This window comes from Bradyrhizobium sp. WSM4872 (genome assembly GCF_055811715.1).
Map to the genome: position 1 here is coordinate 146,897 of NZ_JBVVPT010000005.1, position 15,483 is coordinate 162,379.

Here is a 15,483-nt window from a genome sequence, read left to right on the forward strand (position 1 = left end):
ATCGATGCCAATTGTACGCAAACGCCTCGGCATGATCACGCCGTCCTCCAATTCGGTGCTGGAGCCTGTCACCAGTGCCATGCTGGATGGCGTTGACGGCGTCACCGCGCACTTCTCGCGCTTTCGCGTCACCGAGATCGCACTCGACGCTGCCGCGCTGAACCAGTTCGACGCCTCGGTGATGCTGCCCGCGGCGGACCTGCTCGCCGATGCGAAGGTCGATGCCATCGCCTGGAACGGTACGTCCGCAAGCTGGCTCGGCATCGGTCGAGACCGGAGCCTTTGCGAGGCAATCACGTTGCGCACAGGCGTGCCCGCGACAACGTCAACGTTTGCCTGCATCGATGCCGCGCGTGCGCTCGGCGCCAAACATGTCGGCCTGGTCTCGCCCTATACCGATGACGTGCAGCGGCGGATCGGTGACGTCTGGGCCGAGGAGGGGATCGCCCCGCATGCGGAGCGGCACCTCGGACTGCGCGACAATTTCTCCTTCGGCGAGGTCGCGCCCGCGACGATCGCGGACATGATCCGCGCAGTGGCGGCTGACGGCGCCGATGCTGTCGTCATCCTCTGCACCAACCTCGAAGGCGCCGCGCTGACGGCCTCGCTCGAACGGGAATTGAATGTCGCGGTGCTCGATTCGGTCGCGGTCACGCTGTGGCGAACCCTGGAGCTCGCGGGCGGCGACACCGGGGCTCTTGCCGATTGGGGGCGGATCTTCCAGACATCGACGGTCATCAAGTGACGGAGACTCCTGTGACGCAGCTCGATCTCGCTATTCGCGGCGGCACCATCGTGACGGCCAGCGACGAGTTCCGCGCCGATATCGGCATTCGCGACGGCCGCATCGTCAGCATTGCGGATCATCTGGAGGGTGCTGCCCGCGAGATCGATGCGACCGGGCTGCTGGCCCTGCCAGGCGGGATCGACAGCCACGTCCACATCTCGCAGGCCTCCGGCCCCGACGTGGTGATGGCCGACGACTTCGCCTCAGCGACCCGTTCGGCAGCCGCCGGCGGCAACACCATGGTGCTGCCCTTTGCGCTGCAGGAGAAGGGGACCTCGCTGCGGGCGTGCGTCGAGAACTACCGCAAGCTCGCCAAAGGCGAGTGCTATATCGACACCGCGTTCCATCTCATCATCTCCGATCCGACCGCGGTCGTGCTCGGGCAGGAGCTGCCGGCGCTGGTCAAGGACGGCTACACCTCGTTCAAGGTATTCATGACCTATGACGACCTCGTGCTGAGCGACAAGCAGCTGCTCGAGGTCTTCGAGGTCGCGCGCCGCGAAGAAGCGCTGGTGATGGTCCATTGCGAGGGTTACGACGCCATCCGTTTTCTCACCTCAAAACTCGAGCGAGAGGGGCATATCGCCCCATATTTCCATGGCGCGTCGCGGCCGCAGGCCGTCGAGCGTGAAGCCACGCATCGCGCCATCAGTCATGCCGAGGTGATCGGCGTTCCCATCATGATCGTGCATGTCTCCGGCCGTGAGGCGATGGAGCAGGTGCGCTGGGCCCAGCAGCGCGGATTGCCCGTTCATGCCGAGACCTGCCCGCAATACATCACGCTGACGGCCGACGACATGAAGAGCCTGAACATGGACATGTCAGGCGCGAAATACGTCTGCTCGCCGCCACCGCGGGACGCGGAAAGCCAGCAGGCGATCTGGGAAGGCATCACCACGGGTGTGTTCCAGACCTTCTCGTCCGATCACTGCCCGTTCCGCTACGACGATCCCAAGGGCAAGCTGACGCCGAACGGCCGCACCTCCTTCCGCTGGGTGCCCAACGGCATTCCCGGCGTCGAGACCCGGCTGCCGATCCTGTTCTCGGAAGGCGTGTCGAAGGGACGGATCAGCCTGCAAAAATTCGTCGAGCTGACCGCGACCAACCATGCACGCATCTACGGCCTCTATCCGCGCAAGGGCTCGATCGGCATCGGCTTCGATGCGGATATCGTGCTGTGGGACCCCAAATTGAAGAAACCGATTCGGCAGGCGGATCTGCATCACGGCTCGGACTACACGCCATGGGAAGGGTTCGACGTCACGGGATGGCCGGTAACGACGATCGCCCGTGGCCGGGTGGTGTACGAGCACGGCAGGATCGTGGGCGACAAAGGCGCCGGCGACGTTCTCAGCCGCGGCAGGTCGAGCCTGATCTGATCGGGCTCAACACGTTGCTGCGCAACTGTGCCGGCCGTGCGCGGCGGCGATGACCGTCTCAAGTCCACAGATCATGCCGGTCATATCAATCGTCACAGTCCTTGCGACGGCGGAAAGTCTCTGACACATAGCGGTTCTTGCGACGGACTTGGACGCACCAGCTCCACTCCCTAGGGCCCGACGTGTGCACCGAGAGCTCAAAACGGGTACAAACGTGTGCAATTTCGGCTAGGTTAGAATGCGCACGTTCCTATTGAGGCGATAAGGTAAGTCGTTGAAATCGCATCACTATAGCTTTTCCGTGGCGCCCATGTGCACGGTGTGTGCACCGGGAGATCAAAGAAAATCCAGCAACAACCAATGCTAGCGGTGTTCTGAACGCTCATTGGCGTCAGCGGCGCGGATGTCTCCGAGAGGGTTTGAGTTCGCATGCCGGACCAGACCAATCGATGCCACGCTACGTGATGCCGTCATCACGCACCTGACCATCGCCCAACGTTTCGGTCATCTTTCGGCAACGTGCCGCCACGAGCGGCGCGATCCCATTTGAAAGCTCGATGAAGAACAAAAATACCTTGCTGGCTCATTCTCTCCATATTCCAGAACACTTAATCCGCAAATCGGTTGCAAATGACGTCACCGTATAATGCGCACCGTGAGAACAAATGGATAATCAACCTGGCGCATTTTCTGGTAACGCTCAGCCAAGCTGTCGGTTGAGCTTGTGAACTGCAGTTTTGCAATGTGCAGGCCTGTCCCCACGCATCAGAGTGCTTTATGGGCTTTGATTACCGATGTCGGTCGACGAGCTATCAGGAGCTTCCATCTTGAGCCACTAGCCAGGCGACAGGTGAGGATAGTCAGAGGCGATCCTCTTGAATACGAAACGGAAGGACTTAACGAGAGGATCGAAGAGCTTCTTTCAATGGTCGGAAGCAAAAATAGGTCCGTCTCTGCGGGCGACGTGGCGGAGAAGCTGGAGAGTCTCCTTCTCTTCGCTAATCTTTACCCCCAACCGGAAAACGCGACCTACCTCGTTCATGCGATCTCTGCAGGATTGGGAGATCGTCATGATCTGGGTATTCTCTTGCGGCGCTCCGAAGTGATGGAGGTCTTAGCTACGGCAACGCGCCCATTTACACTTGAAAGGAACGTATACTTCCCGGACGATTGGGCTCAGCATTTCCCTACGCAGAACCAGGCTGCCGATGGTCAACGCCGCAGACGACTGGGAATGGCATTTCCTTCGCGGAATTAAAAAGGAAGTCCCTTGCGAATAAGGACGCTCCTTGACGGGTGGCCGCAATCCGGAGTCTGATCGCCTGCAGGGCGCCATCAGCACGACATCGACAAACTTGCACGCATGGAGCGACTGTGTCGGGGGCTGGGGGAGGAGAGCAGGGTGTCCGCCGGGGCTGGCGCGCTGCGAGATGGCCGAAAACTACGGCCGTGAGGCTGCGAAACTCGCCGTGGATAGGACCGTAGATTGCTCGCGCGGAGCTCGAAAAAGTGGAGCAACTTCAAGAAGGTTGACCAGACACCCCTTCCGCCCACTGCTTGTCCACTCAAACCGTAGGCCAGATCTAGCGCGGCGCGCAAAGTCCAAGCCGTTCGCGGTCGAAGCGGCGGTAGCTCCACGATTTGAACGTACGGCGGGCAAGGGGGTGGACGAACGTTTCCTTTGATTGGCTCCAGTCGGATATCCATTGCTGGAGCTAGCTCAAACTTGCTGATGGATTGGACCGAGAGTTCAATTGTTTCAACCGGTTAAAAGCTGTCGTGTGCACGACGTATGCACCGGGAAAATCCTGTCACGGCCAACGTCAGCCGGCTTGTGGCCCATGTGCAGGCTCTGAATTTGCCGGGGCCGGCGCGGGTGAGTGCCCACTAGCAGTCCCAGTCATTCTAGGTGGAATGATCAAAAAATTGCGTGTGTGAGTGCCACTCTCTCCGCAGCCCTCACGCCACCGAAACACCGTGCGCAGACCCAATGGTACAGGTCGACCATTTGCGCGTCGTAGATTTGGATAGTGGGACGAGCAAATAGGACGGCTGCGCGATCAGAATGTCATCGTTTGCCGCTCAGTTCGCGCAACGCGCCCCGAGCGTATCGACGAAGGCGCGATGCCATCGCCCCTCAGGGACCGCGTCGATAGTGCCGTGTTCATTTTGCTCCTGCGCCAATGCTTTCTCGATGACCGTTGCGGCCAGGGACGGCAGAATGCGAGGAGGCCGTCCTGGTCGCCTACAATAATGTCGCCCGCGTTCACGGGCATATGGACCACGATGGGTGACGCCGCGCGCGTACACAGGAGAAGTGCGGCCACGGATTTCCGCGAATTGCGCCGTCGAGGACCATGCCGGCAAGCCCCCGACTATCATGGCAATGTCGACATAGTTCAGCCAGAACGGCGTCGGCTTGCGGCGAGTAGCCTTGAACAGTCGTCCCTTTGTGAATTCGGATGTGGGGTGTGGGATCTGGGATGTGCGATGTTACAACGCAGCCGTGGTGAAGCCCATCCGTACACTGGAGTTTGCGTACCGGTCGTTTGATGAAGTGTCCATCTTTTAAAGATCACGGGAATTGCAAATGAATGATGTCGTTTTGCTCGTTGATAATGAGGCGCGCAGTCTATCAACCCATGAATTGCGTTCGGCGGTCTTGGGCGAGTTGCATGCTCGTCCATTTACGCCAATCTCCATTCCCAGCCGAATCCTGCACTTCGCTTTCGATACCTCGGAAGGACGCGCGCGGATAGATCGTGCCAATCTCGCAGAGCTATGCAGCAAACATGGGCCGGTGGTACCGTCGCTGGAGGAAAGGTACCATCGCATGCAACTCGGCACGACGGCTCTGCGATGGGAGCAGCATTCCGAGTTCACGACTTATACCTGGGAAATTCCATCAGATGTCGACGTCGAGCCATTCAGCCCAGGAGCGACGTCGCTCGCAGCTGTAATGGGGCTTGTTCCCCAGCCAGGCCCCTTGTTAGTTGCTCTCGATTTGCATCTGCTCCCTGAACAGCAAGATCGGCCAGCACCGCAGCTTCTGTTTGATCGCGCAAGTCTGGCAATGGCAGAGAACTCGGATGGGAAGGCCGTTTATGCCACCGATTTCCAGCCAGATTCCTGCGGATTTGTTCGCATTCTCGTTGTCGACCGAGGACTAGACCGAGAGCGCGCGGGAGCACTCGTTCAGCGCGTCATTGAGGTTGAGACCTATCGCACATTCGCCCTTCTTGGCTTGCCCGAAGCTCATCGGCTCGCGCCCACCGTAGGTCTTGTCGAAAAGCGGTTAGCTGAAGTAATGGACGAAATGCGCAGGGCGAACGACATTGCCAGCAACAGGCAGTTGTTGAATGAACTAACGGAGATGGCGGCGAAGGTCGAGGCAGGCGCAGCCGCCAGCGGTTTTCGCTTTGGAGCCAGTCGTGCTTATGAAGAGATAGTTGCGCAGCGGCTGCAGACGATTGGTGAGAGAAAGCTGAGCGGGTTTCCGACTTGGTCATCCTTCCTGGCGCGCCGAATGGCTCCTGCTATGCGCACTTGCATCACTCTCGATGCGCGGCAAGGCAATCTCTCGGTCAAACTTTCGCGCGCTGCAGACCTCCTGCGAACGCGTGTCGATGTTGAGCTCGAGCAACAGAACCAGGAACTCCTGCAATCAATGAACGCCCGGACTCGCCTGCAATTGCGTCTGCAGACAACGGTCGAGGGGTTATCCGTCGCGGCCATAACTTATTACGTCGTGGGGCTATTTGCATATGTTGTCAAAGCTGCTCATGACAGTGGACGGGTACCGATTGAGCCGAACTACATGATTGCGGGATTTGTTCCGCTTGCCGCAATCATGATTTGGTCAATCGTTCGGAGAATCCGCCGAAAGCACGTCAGCGACGAGCGATGACAACTCAGAAGCGCCTCCGACTAGCAGCAGCAGAACTCATTATACTTCATTGGCCGTATGGAAATCGGTGCGTACGACTATGTATGATTGCTGCGCGTGCGGTTCGACTCGCCGCCGATCGTGTGTGGTCAGTTGCGCGAGACAATGACGCCGCCACCTCTAAACGTTAGCGTCCCGGGCGGAGGGTCCTTCAGAAGCAGCCGCGCTTGAGTGAGGCTGTATGAGCTGGTTATCCGACGTTCAACATTCATCGCGGCCGTTGTCTGATCGCAATCCGTGAAGGCCGCTCTCTCCGCCTTTAGCGGCAAGCAGTGTCGGCCAGCCTTTTTTAAGCACTCAAAGCCACCCGGAATGCCCATTGAAGGTTCCGCTCGCTGCTGCTAAGAAGGTTTTCAATTAGCCAAGAAGCATTGCATGGAAACGCAGGGAACAGTCCTCATCGTTGCCCGAGGCGGACCGCAATGGTCGGCGGCCGAGGTGGTTTTATCGGAAGAATATGGCTATCGCGTCCTGGTCGTCCGCTCGGCGGAAGAGGCGACGAGCGCGTTGTCGGACGCTCACGTAGATCTCGTTCTGGCAGAACACGGGTCAGGCGGAGAAGGTTTGACATTCCTCGTCGGCTTGCGTGTCAGCCATCCGGACATCGTTCGTGTCCTCGCGCTTGAGGCTAAAACGGAGCTGAGCCAACAAGCGATTTCGCCGGCGGCGATCTATCAATTTGTGCGAAAACCGTTGGATGCAAAGCAAATCGGCTTGGTTGTCGAGCGCGGGCTGGAGTCGCGGGAGCTTTCACGCCGGCATCGCATGCTGTCGCGAGAGTTCAAGATTCGAGGCGATACGGTAGGAGTTCATCAACGTAATGGCGCTTCGTTGCATGTCGAGAGCCAGCGTTTTGAAAAATTGGTCTATGTGAGCGAAAAGCTCAGCGAGCTGTGCGATCTTGCGAGGAAGGCGGCGCGAACAGAATTACCTATTCTGATCCAAGGAGAGACCGGCACAGGCAAGGAATTGTTGGCTCGCGCAATTCACTACAATTCGACACGTAAGACCAGTCCGTTGATGGTCCAGAACTGCGGCGGTATGTCCGATGAGTTGCTTCATTCGGAATTGTTTGGCCACAAGCGCGGTGCGTTTACGGGCGCCATCTCCGATCGTCTCGGTTTGTTTCGCGCCGGCGACGGCGGAACGGTCTTCCTGGACGAAATATCGGAAGTGTCGCCATCCTTTCAGGTGAGCCTGCTACGGTTTCTTCAGGAGGGCGAAGTCAAACCACTCGGTTCCGACAAAACGCAGACCTGCAACGTTCGCATCATCGCTGCGTCAAATCGGCCGTTGCAGGCGCTCGTTGCCGCGGGAAAATATCGGCAGGACCTCTATTTTCGTCTCAAGGGCTTCGAACTCGAGGTGCCCCCGCTTCGTGAACGCCCTGTCGATATTCCGGCCCTTGCGGAGTTTTTCGCAGCCAAACATGCCGATGCGATGGGCCGCAAAATTCTTGGCATTTCCGCTGGGACCCTTGAAAAGCTGGCAGCGTTCGAGTTTCCGGGAAACGTCCGCGAGCTCGAAAACGAAATCCGCAGAATGGTCTCCTTGGCGGAAGATGGTGAGTATTTGACAACAAAGTATATGTCGCCCTCCATTCTCGCAGCGCCACCACGTCCGCGATTAACCGCAGCGCTTGCATTTGTGCCGCAGGGAACGACACTGAAGGATAAGGTCGAGAGCCTCGAAAAGCAGGTTCTGAACGAAGCGCTGAGCCGCCATCGGTGGAACCAAAGCCGGGCTGCGAACGAACTCGGTCTGTCGCGCGTTGGCTTAGCCAACAAGATCAAGCGATATGGTCTCGACGAAGCTAAGTGAAAGTTTGCGATGCCCGACAATAAGGATGCAAACGGCAGCGATCCCTTAGCGCGAATTGTGCGCTTCCCGCAATCGCGAGTAAACCCGGCAGGAAGCTCCGAACCTTTCAGGGAGCTTGGCACTAGTCAGCTTTCGAAAGCTCTTGGCTTGCCCGAGCGTCAGGCCACCGGCCATTGGTGCAGCCGGTGTCGCGGCATCTGGTATGGATACTTGCTGGAAGTGACATGCCCGGCATGTGGCAACCGTCACGGATAGCCGCAAGCCGCCGTGCGCTGAGCCTGCCGGTCTGATGGCGGTTCGCTGCGGTCGATGCGCGGAGCTCAATAGACAATTCACTACGCGGCACCTAGACGCCAGGATTTTAGAGAACATCCGGTGCGTTGAAAGCGTGCCAAGCGCGCGGCGAATTCTGAAGAGGCCAAAGGTGTGCGCAGCGAGCCCTCCGCGTTGGCCGCCTGCAATATGTTCTTCCTGGAGCGTCATTCCCTCGTGAGCACCTGCTCGTTGACGCGCATTATCGCGTTACGTCGGTCAGCGAATTTGAAAACTAACTTTGCATAGCTAACGTTCTTTGCAGCTAATGCACGAGAAGAAACACCTCGGCGTCTTGGGCGACTTCACACTAAGCATCTGTCTTTACAAGGTCTTTTCAGGGTCGCCCAATCCGGCACAGGTCTTGCTGTACTATTGTTCAAGCGCCGTATTGGTTGGCGATAGAACATAGTGGAGGAAATTGATGGCGAATCTTCTTTGGCTCCAAGGCGGCGCATGTTCGGGAAATACGATGTCGTTCCTCAATGCGGAGGAGCCGAGCGCCTGCGACCTAGTCACTGATTTTGGCATCAATGTTCTCTGGCACCCCTCGCTCGGCATGGAGCTCGGTGAGAATCTCAGAAAAATGCTGAATGCGCTTGTGTCTGGTGCCATGCCACTGGATATTTTCGTCTTCGAAGGCTCGGTGGTCAACGCACCGAACGGCACGGGCGAATGGAATCGGTTTGCGGGCCGTCCGATGAAGGATTGGGTCGCCGATCTTGCGAAAGTGGCGGGCTATACCGTCGCAATCGGCGACTGCGCGACTTGGGGCGGGATTCCTGCAACGGCACCGAACCCGTCGGAGAGCGAAGGGCTGCAATTCCTGAAGCGCAAGCACGGCGGATTTCTCGGGCCGTCCTATAAATCCAAGGCCGGGCTGCCCGTCATCAATGTCCCAGGCTGCCCCGCGCATCCCGATTGGATAACGCAAATCGTTGTTGCGGTCGCTACGGGACGCGGCGGCGACCTGACGCTAGACGAATTCCAGCGTCCGAAAACGTTTTTTACGAGTTTCACGCAAACGGGCTGCACCCGCAACATGCACTTCGCCTACAAGGTGTCCGCGACCGAATACGGGCAGCGCAAGGGTTGCCTGTTCTATGACCTTGGATGTCGCGGCCCGATGACGCACTCGCCTTGCAATCGTATCCTGTGGAATCGCCAGTCGTCGAAGACGCGAGCCGGCATGCCCTGCATGGGGTGCACGGAGCCGGAATTCCCATTCTTCGATTTGATGCCGGGCACGGTTTTCAAGACGCAAACGATGATGGGTGTTCCAAAGGACATGCCGCTCGGCGTCGACAAGGCCGGGTACATCAAGCTCACGGCAGCAGCCAAGGCGGCGTCTCCGGCCTGGGCCGAGGAAGACATCTTCGTCGTTTGAGCTGCGAGCTCACCCAACAACCGCGCAGACATTTCACCTTGTAAAATCAGGATGCATTCCTATGCCCTCAGCCGTTCAAACACTTGATATTTCTCCCGTCGGGCGCGTCGAAGGCGACCTTGATGTCCGCGTCAACATTCAGGATGGAGTCGTCGTCGACGCCTGGACCCAGGCCGAGTTGTTCCGCGGCTTCGAGGTGATCTTGCGTGACAAGGACCCCCAGGCAGGCCTTGTGGTCACACCTCGGGCCTGCGGAATTTGCGGTGCTTCGCATCTGACGTGCGCGGCCTGGGCGCTCGATACCGCGTGGCAAACGGAAGTGCCCCGCAATGCGATTCTGGCACGGAATCTCGGTCAGCTTGTCGAAAGCCTTCAGAGCCTGCCGCGTCATCACTACGGTCTGTTCATGATCGATTACACGCATAAGAACTACTCGAAATCGAAATACTACGAAGAAGCCGTCAAACGCTGGGCACCGTTCACCGGAAGCAATTACGAAATCGGCGTCACGATCTCTGGCAAGCCAGTGGAAATTTACGCGCTTTTGGGCGGCCAGTGGCCGCACTCAAGCTACATGGTCCCGGGCGGCGTGATGTGCGCACCGACCTTGACCGACGTCACGAGAGCGTGGTCGATCCTGGAATATTTCCGCCGTGACTGGATGGAGAAAATCTGGCTCGGATGTTCATTGGAGCGCTACGAAGAGATTAAATCCTATGACGACTTCATGGCCTGGCTCGACGAGAAGCCCGAGCACGCAAATTCCGACCTAGGAATGTTCTGGCGGATGAGCGTTGACTGTGGGATGGACAAGTTCGGGAAGGGCCACGAAAAGTTCGTCTCGTGGGGGTACTTGCCGCATGAAGACAAATATCAGAAGCCGACGATCGATGGGCGTAACGCTGCTTTGATTATGAAGAGCGGTGTTTATGACGGTAACGCCAACAGCTTTAAGCTGATGGATCAGAAGCACACGCGGGAAGATACGATGCGTTCCTGGTACGATGAGCCGGGTGGGGTGCATCCTTTCGATCGCAAGACGGTGCCTACGCAGAAGAACACAATCAATATGGACGGCCAATATTCCTGGTCGACGGCCGTGCGCCACGACGAATCAGGACGCCTGGAGGCTGGACCGCTGTCTCGTCAGCTGATCGCCGGCGGCACGCATGGGGAAGCCTGGCAGCACTTCGATCCACTGGTACTCGACATGTACAGGAAGTTGGGTGGGGCAAACGTCATGTTGCGGCACTTCGCCCGCATGCATGAAGGCGTTAAGCTTTATCGCCAGGCCGAACGCGCGTTGCGTGAATTTCGGCTCAACGACCCCTGGTATATCAAGCCCACCGAACGGGATGGACGCGGCTGGGGAGCTACAGAGGCCATTCGTGGCGCACTCTGCCACTGGATCGAGGTCAAGGATGGCAAGATCAAAAATTACCAGATCATTGCCCCGACGACCTGGAATGTTGGCCCAAGGTCGGCCGATGGCGTTCGCGGTCCGATGGAGCAGGCCTTGATCGGTTCTCCGATCAGGGACCCGCACGACCCAGTCGAGGTCGGTCACGTTTGCCGCTCGTACGATTCTTGTCTGGTTTGCACCGTCCACGCACATGACGCAAAGACAGGCGAGGAATTGGCGCGCTTCCGAACGGCCTGAGGTTCGCTCATCGGGCACGCTGTGGGTATCGGGACGCTGGTGCTTAAATTGCCGGTTGTAACGTCATATGCTGAATTTTTCGAGCGAAAGGCGGTCGCGCATGGCGTCTGACAAAGAGGTTGTGCTCAAGGCGATCGCCGAGATGCTCGAGAATGGGCTCAAAACGGAAGTTGAGCCTTTTCCCGAAACCGACAAGGAGTTTGGCGATATTTTGCTCCAGCTTCGCCGGCTGGATCCGAAGGATCTTGAAGGCAAGCTGGTGGTCGGAGGCTTTGTAAACCATCCGTACGGCCCGGATAACCAGCGATGCCTGGAGTGCATGTACTATCTGGTGCATCGAAGATGGTGCGACCTGCCGGAGCTTGCGGTCCCTGTCGAGCCAGAGTGGTGGTGCCGATTGTGGCGAATCTGATGTCTTGACTGACAGCCGCGAGAGCGAACCTCAGGAGAGATGACGCCGTGTGCGACGGAAAGATCCGGGACGAGATTCGCGCTCTTCTGGCGGGTGGCCTCAAAACGGAGGTACTGCCACGGGCCGATTCCCATGAAGACATCCAGGCCATCGTTTCCCGGCTGAAAGCCGCAGGAAACGAGCTGAAGAGGAAGCTCGTGCTCGGCGGATTTACCCTCGAACCGGTCGAACACGAGGGTCTCGAGCAACTGTGTGAAACGTGCATGTATTACAAGGTCCACCGCCGCTATTGCGAGCTGCCTGAGCTGGATGTGCCCGTTGAGCCCCAATGGTCCTGCCGCCTTTGGCGCATTTAGGTGTCGATGCTGCGCCGGAAGGCGACCGATACCAGATCTATACGCCGCGTCGTTCCCGGCGCATCATGTCACGATGAGACATCGTCGCCTGGTGCGGGATCGCAGATGGTGACGAATAGCGTACCGGGCTCCCGATGATCGTGGTCATAGGATGTGGAAATCCAAATCGCCTCGATGACGGTGCAGGTCTTGAAGTCCTGCGCCTGCTGGAAGCGCGCGGTGTTGGAGCGGGCCCACAAAGCGTCCGCCTGCTGGCTGCAGGAACTGACGGCATGGCGACCATGTTTGCGGCGCGTGGGTGCCGGACGCTGATTGTTGTAGATGCGTGTCGCTCGGGCTCTTCGCCAGGGGCGGTTTTCGAAGTGCCAGGGAGCGAGCTGGAGCAGCGCTACGAGCCATCGCTTAACCTGCACGATTTCCGGTGGGATCACGCACTTTTCGCAGGCCGGAAGATCTTTCGCGACGACTTTCCCTCTGACGTCGTCGTGCTTTTGATTGAAGCGCAGACAGTCGAATTGGGAATCGGCCTCTCAGATGCCGCATCAGCCGCTGTCGCGAAAGTGACCGACCGCATTGCCACGCTCATCGATGCACGTCTTGGCCCAGAGGGATCGTCGTGACCGCTGTCTTTTTTGTCAGAATAGCGCGCGGGGCACTTTATTTGAGCCGCGAAACATACGACGGCTATTTTGCAGGGTTGGAGGCGGTCATCCTGTTACGCCGCGCGGATGACCTCTGGATCATGCCAGTCCGTCACGCCGCCGCCGGGGGCTATCTCCTCAAGCTTCGCAACAGCCGAGGAGACCGAGTGGTGCATGCGCCAGATTTCCTGCGCGAGCACGCCGTCGATGAATACGTCGCCTCACAGCTGCCGGTCGCGTGGTCGCCGGAAGCTGGTGCGCTCATCGCCGCTGGCGCTTTCCTGCAAACTAAGTTTGCATAACGCATAATAGATAGACAGTTCGGATTTCGTGCTGCTAGAGTAGCTCTCGTACCAAGCGTGCAGCCAAAAATGCGCTGGTCGGAGGAAGCAGTGATTACAGGACTTCTCGGCGATGAAGTGCGTGCGGCCCTCGCGGCTGCTGATGACGCCGAGGCGAGCCCCTCCGAGCGGGCCGAGATGCTGATGGAGATTGCGATGGGTCTGCAGCGGCAGCCCAAATCGCCGGATCAGCTTCATGCTGCGGTTGTCCTCTATGACAAGGCGCTGGCGATTTGTCCTGGGGACATGCGGCTTCTATCGGCTCGAATTCTGGCGCGCAAAGGCACTGCGCTACAGGCCATACCGGAGGAAGGTACAGCGGCGCTTGAGCAGGCGCGCTCGGCCTTTGAGCAGGCAATCCGGACCATGACCGAGCTCGGCAGGCCTGAGGAGCTTGCCGAAGCAGAGATGAATTTCGGGCTAGTATTGCAGAATCTTGCAGGCGTGAACAAGGCCCGCATCACAGACGCCATTTCCGCTTATCAACGTGCGCTGCGGACTTTCACGCGATCTGAGTTTCCGCAGGAGTTCGTGATCCTGCAGAACAACCTTGCCACGGCGTTTCTCTCGATCCCCATGACGGACGAGCGCGGAAAAATGCGTGAAGCACTTGCAGTGCAGGCTTTCGAAGAAGGTCTCAAAGTCATCACGCTGATCGACAATCCAACTGAATATGCGATGCTGCAGAACAATCTCGGCAACGCCCTGCAATATGTGTCCTCGAGCCACACGATCGCAAACAACATACGCGCACTTGAAGCCTACGACGAAGCGCTGAAGGTGCGGACGCCCGAGACGACCCCGCTCGAATACGCGAACACTATTTGCAACAAAGCCAACTGTCTGTGGAATTTGCCCGACGATCCCTCCGATCCGAACGGTGGCAATCGATCCAATCTTTTACAAGCGCGCGCCTACTACGGCGAAGCGCGGGAGATCTTCATGGCGCATGGCGACTTGGAGAAGGGAAAGGTTGTTGCCGAAGCGATCGACCAGATTCAGCGCGAGTTGCTGGCATCGAATTCGGCCGATGGCCAGGTCGTGCGTTCTCATCCCAGCAATCGTCAACCGAACGAAACCGGAGCTTCCGATCTATGACCCTACCGTCTTCTCCAGAAATGTTGGTTGTTTCGTTTATCCTGGGCGTCGTTGCCTCGATTGGCGGCGGCGTCATCGGAGGCGTAGTCGTCGGCGGCAAGGTGTTGGGGAATGAACTGGCCGCGCTACTGGGGGGCTTCTATGGGCCCCTGGCCGGCGTTGCCGGGGCCTTTCTTGGGCTCGCCATCCTTACAATTGTCGGCTGAGGAGAACGATATCATGTGGGCAATGGCTCAGAATTCAATCGTTTTGTTCTTCCGCGGCAAGTTGTTTGCCGAACCGCGCAAAGCATTCCTCATGATTTTTGTAGGCGTGCTTGTGACTGCATCGTTGCTGGTCATGATCGCAAAGCTGGGTGCCCCGGTGTGGATGGCGGCGCCCGTCGCGGCGTTCGTCGGCGGTGGGTTGCAGCCCTATCTCTTTCGGAACCTCCGCTATCGGTGATGCTGCGGGAATCCGCATGTGAGAACGATATGAACGCCCACGATATGATCTCGACCACGCGCGACGATCTTGCCGGCTTGGTCGGCGACATCGAGCAACTGGAGGCCATATTTGCGACATGGGACGATACCCAGCGGGCGGCCGTCGGCGCCTACAAACTGGCCATCGAGGCGCTGGATGGAGAGGCGTTGCGCCGGTTGATCCGCGCGCTCAAGACTGATCCTGCCGCGCTTGCGGCGATGAAGAATGCGGTCGCCGACGAGGTCGTCTACGCGGTCTTGCGCCGGCATCAGATCGTCAAACCCAGTCTCAACGAACGAGTCGAAGCGGCGCTTGAGGGCGTCCGCCCCATGTTGGGTTCGCATGGCGGCAACGTGGAGCTCGTCCAGGTGAACCCACCCAAGGTGGAGGTGCGTTTCATTGGGGCGTGCGACGGCTGCCCCGCGTCCGCATTGACGTTCCACGCCGGCGTGAAGAAGGCAGTCGAGGAGGCATGTCCAGAAATTACAGAGATTGTACAGGTGAAAGGACTGGGCAGCTCCACGGACAACGGAGTTCGCTTTGTCAGTCCGTTCGCGCTTGACGCACAAGGGAACTGGCTCTCGGCTGGTCTTTTGGCCGACATTCCGGAAGGTGGGGTTCGCGCGATCACCATTGGGGGAGAGAAGCTATTGTTGTCGCGCGCGGGTGCGAGTGTCACTTGCTTCCAGAATGCTTGTGCCCATCTCGGCTTTCCGATGCACGACGGCGAGGTGGAAAGCGGCATTATCACCTGTCCGCATCATGGCTTTCAGTATGACCTTTCAAGCGGCGAATGCCTCACCGCTCCGGAGGTGGCGCTCCAATCCCATGCTGTTCGCGTTATAGGCGCTCGGGTCGAGGTCAGGATTTCGGTGTAG

14 protein-coding genes are annotated in these 15,483 nt (G+C 58.5%); all 14 read left to right on the top strand.

Annotated features, from left to right (window positions below; translation table 11 throughout):
* Positions 1-4 precede the first annotated feature (4 nt).
* The 14 genes from AC0L3C_RS09670 (at position 5) to AC0L3C_RS09735 (ending at position 15,483) form a co-directional block, all read left to right on the top strand.
* Positions 5-745 carry a maleate cis-trans isomerase family protein gene (locus tag AC0L3C_RS09670; protein WP_473407801.1) on the top strand — a complete coding sequence of 247 codons (741 nt, stop codon included), beginning with the start codon at positions 5-7 and terminating at the stop codon, positions 743-745.
* A gap of 11 nt (positions 746-756) precedes the next feature.
* Positions 757-2,166 carry a dihydropyrimidinase gene (gene hydA / locus AC0L3C_RS09675; RefSeq protein ID WP_473407802.1) on the top strand — a complete coding sequence of 470 codons (1,410 nt, stop codon included), beginning with the start codon at positions 757-759 and terminating at the stop codon, positions 2,164-2,166.
* A 2,590-nt stretch (positions 2,167-4,756) separates the two neighbouring features.
* The gene (locus tag AC0L3C_RS09680; protein ID WP_473278174.1) at positions 4,757-6,073 is read left to right on the top strand and encodes a DUF3422 family protein; all 1,317 of its coding nucleotides are present in this window, start codon (positions 4,757-4,759) and stop codon (positions 6,071-6,073) included.
* Between the two features lie 414 nt (positions 6,074-6,487).
* Positions 6,488-7,933 (top strand): sigma-54 dependent transcriptional regulator, encoded by a 1,446-nt coding sequence (locus tag AC0L3C_RS09685; protein WP_473278175.1) that lies wholly within the window; start codon positions 6,488-6,490, stop codon positions 7,931-7,933.
* 736 nt (positions 7,934-8,669) lie between these two features.
* Entirely contained in the window at positions 8,670-9,632 is a 963-nt protein-coding gene (locus AC0L3C_RS09690; RefSeq protein ID WP_473258381.1) for an NADH-quinone oxidoreductase subunit B family protein, read from the top strand.
* Between the two features lie 61 nt (positions 9,633-9,693).
* Positions 9,694-11,292 carry a nickel-dependent hydrogenase large subunit gene (locus AC0L3C_RS09695; protein ID WP_007594382.1) on the top strand — a complete coding sequence of 533 codons (1,599 nt, stop codon included), beginning with the start codon at positions 9,694-9,696 and terminating at the stop codon, positions 11,290-11,292.
* A 100-nt stretch (positions 11,293-11,392) separates the two neighbouring features.
* Entirely contained in the window at positions 11,393-11,704 is a 312-nt protein-coding gene (locus AC0L3C_RS09700) for a hypothetical protein (protein WP_473258001.1), read from the top strand.
* A gap of 47 nt (positions 11,705-11,751) precedes the next feature.
* Positions 11,752-12,060 carry a hypothetical protein gene (locus tag AC0L3C_RS09705; RefSeq protein ID WP_473407803.1) on the top strand — a complete coding sequence of 103 codons (309 nt, stop codon included), beginning with the start codon at positions 11,752-11,754 and terminating at the stop codon, positions 12,058-12,060.
* 134 nt (positions 12,061-12,194) lie between these two features.
* Entirely contained in the window at positions 12,195-12,680 is a 486-nt protein-coding gene (locus tag AC0L3C_RS09710; RefSeq protein WP_473257993.1) for a hydrogenase maturation protease, read from the top strand.
* Complete coding sequence (locus AC0L3C_RS09715; RefSeq protein ID WP_473257988.1) at positions 12,677-13,003, top strand: hypothetical protein; 327 nt, start codon at positions 12,677-12,679, stop codon at positions 13,001-13,003. Before AC0L3C_RS09710 ends, AC0L3C_RS09715 begins: the two co-directional genes overlap by 4 nt.
* Positions 13,004-13,093: 90 nt before the next feature.
* Positions 13,094-14,140 carry a hypothetical protein gene (locus AC0L3C_RS09720; protein ID WP_473407804.1) on the top strand — a complete coding sequence of 349 codons (1,047 nt, stop codon included), beginning with the start codon at positions 13,094-13,096 and terminating at the stop codon, positions 14,138-14,140.
* Positions 14,137-14,346, top strand: coding sequence for a hypothetical protein (locus AC0L3C_RS09725; protein WP_085395754.1), 210 nt, complete (start codon positions 14,137-14,139; stop codon positions 14,344-14,346). The genes AC0L3C_RS09720 and AC0L3C_RS09725 overlap by 4 nt, the downstream gene beginning before the upstream one ends.
* A gap of 13 nt (positions 14,347-14,359) precedes the next feature.
* Entirely contained in the window at positions 14,360-14,584 is a 225-nt protein-coding gene (locus tag AC0L3C_RS09730; RefSeq protein WP_473278179.1) for a hypothetical protein, read from the top strand.
* Between the two features lie 29 nt (positions 14,585-14,613).
* Positions 14,614-15,483, top strand: a complete 870-nt coding sequence (locus tag AC0L3C_RS09735) for a NifU family protein (RefSeq protein ID WP_473278180.1) — start codon at positions 14,614-14,616, stop codon at positions 15,481-15,483.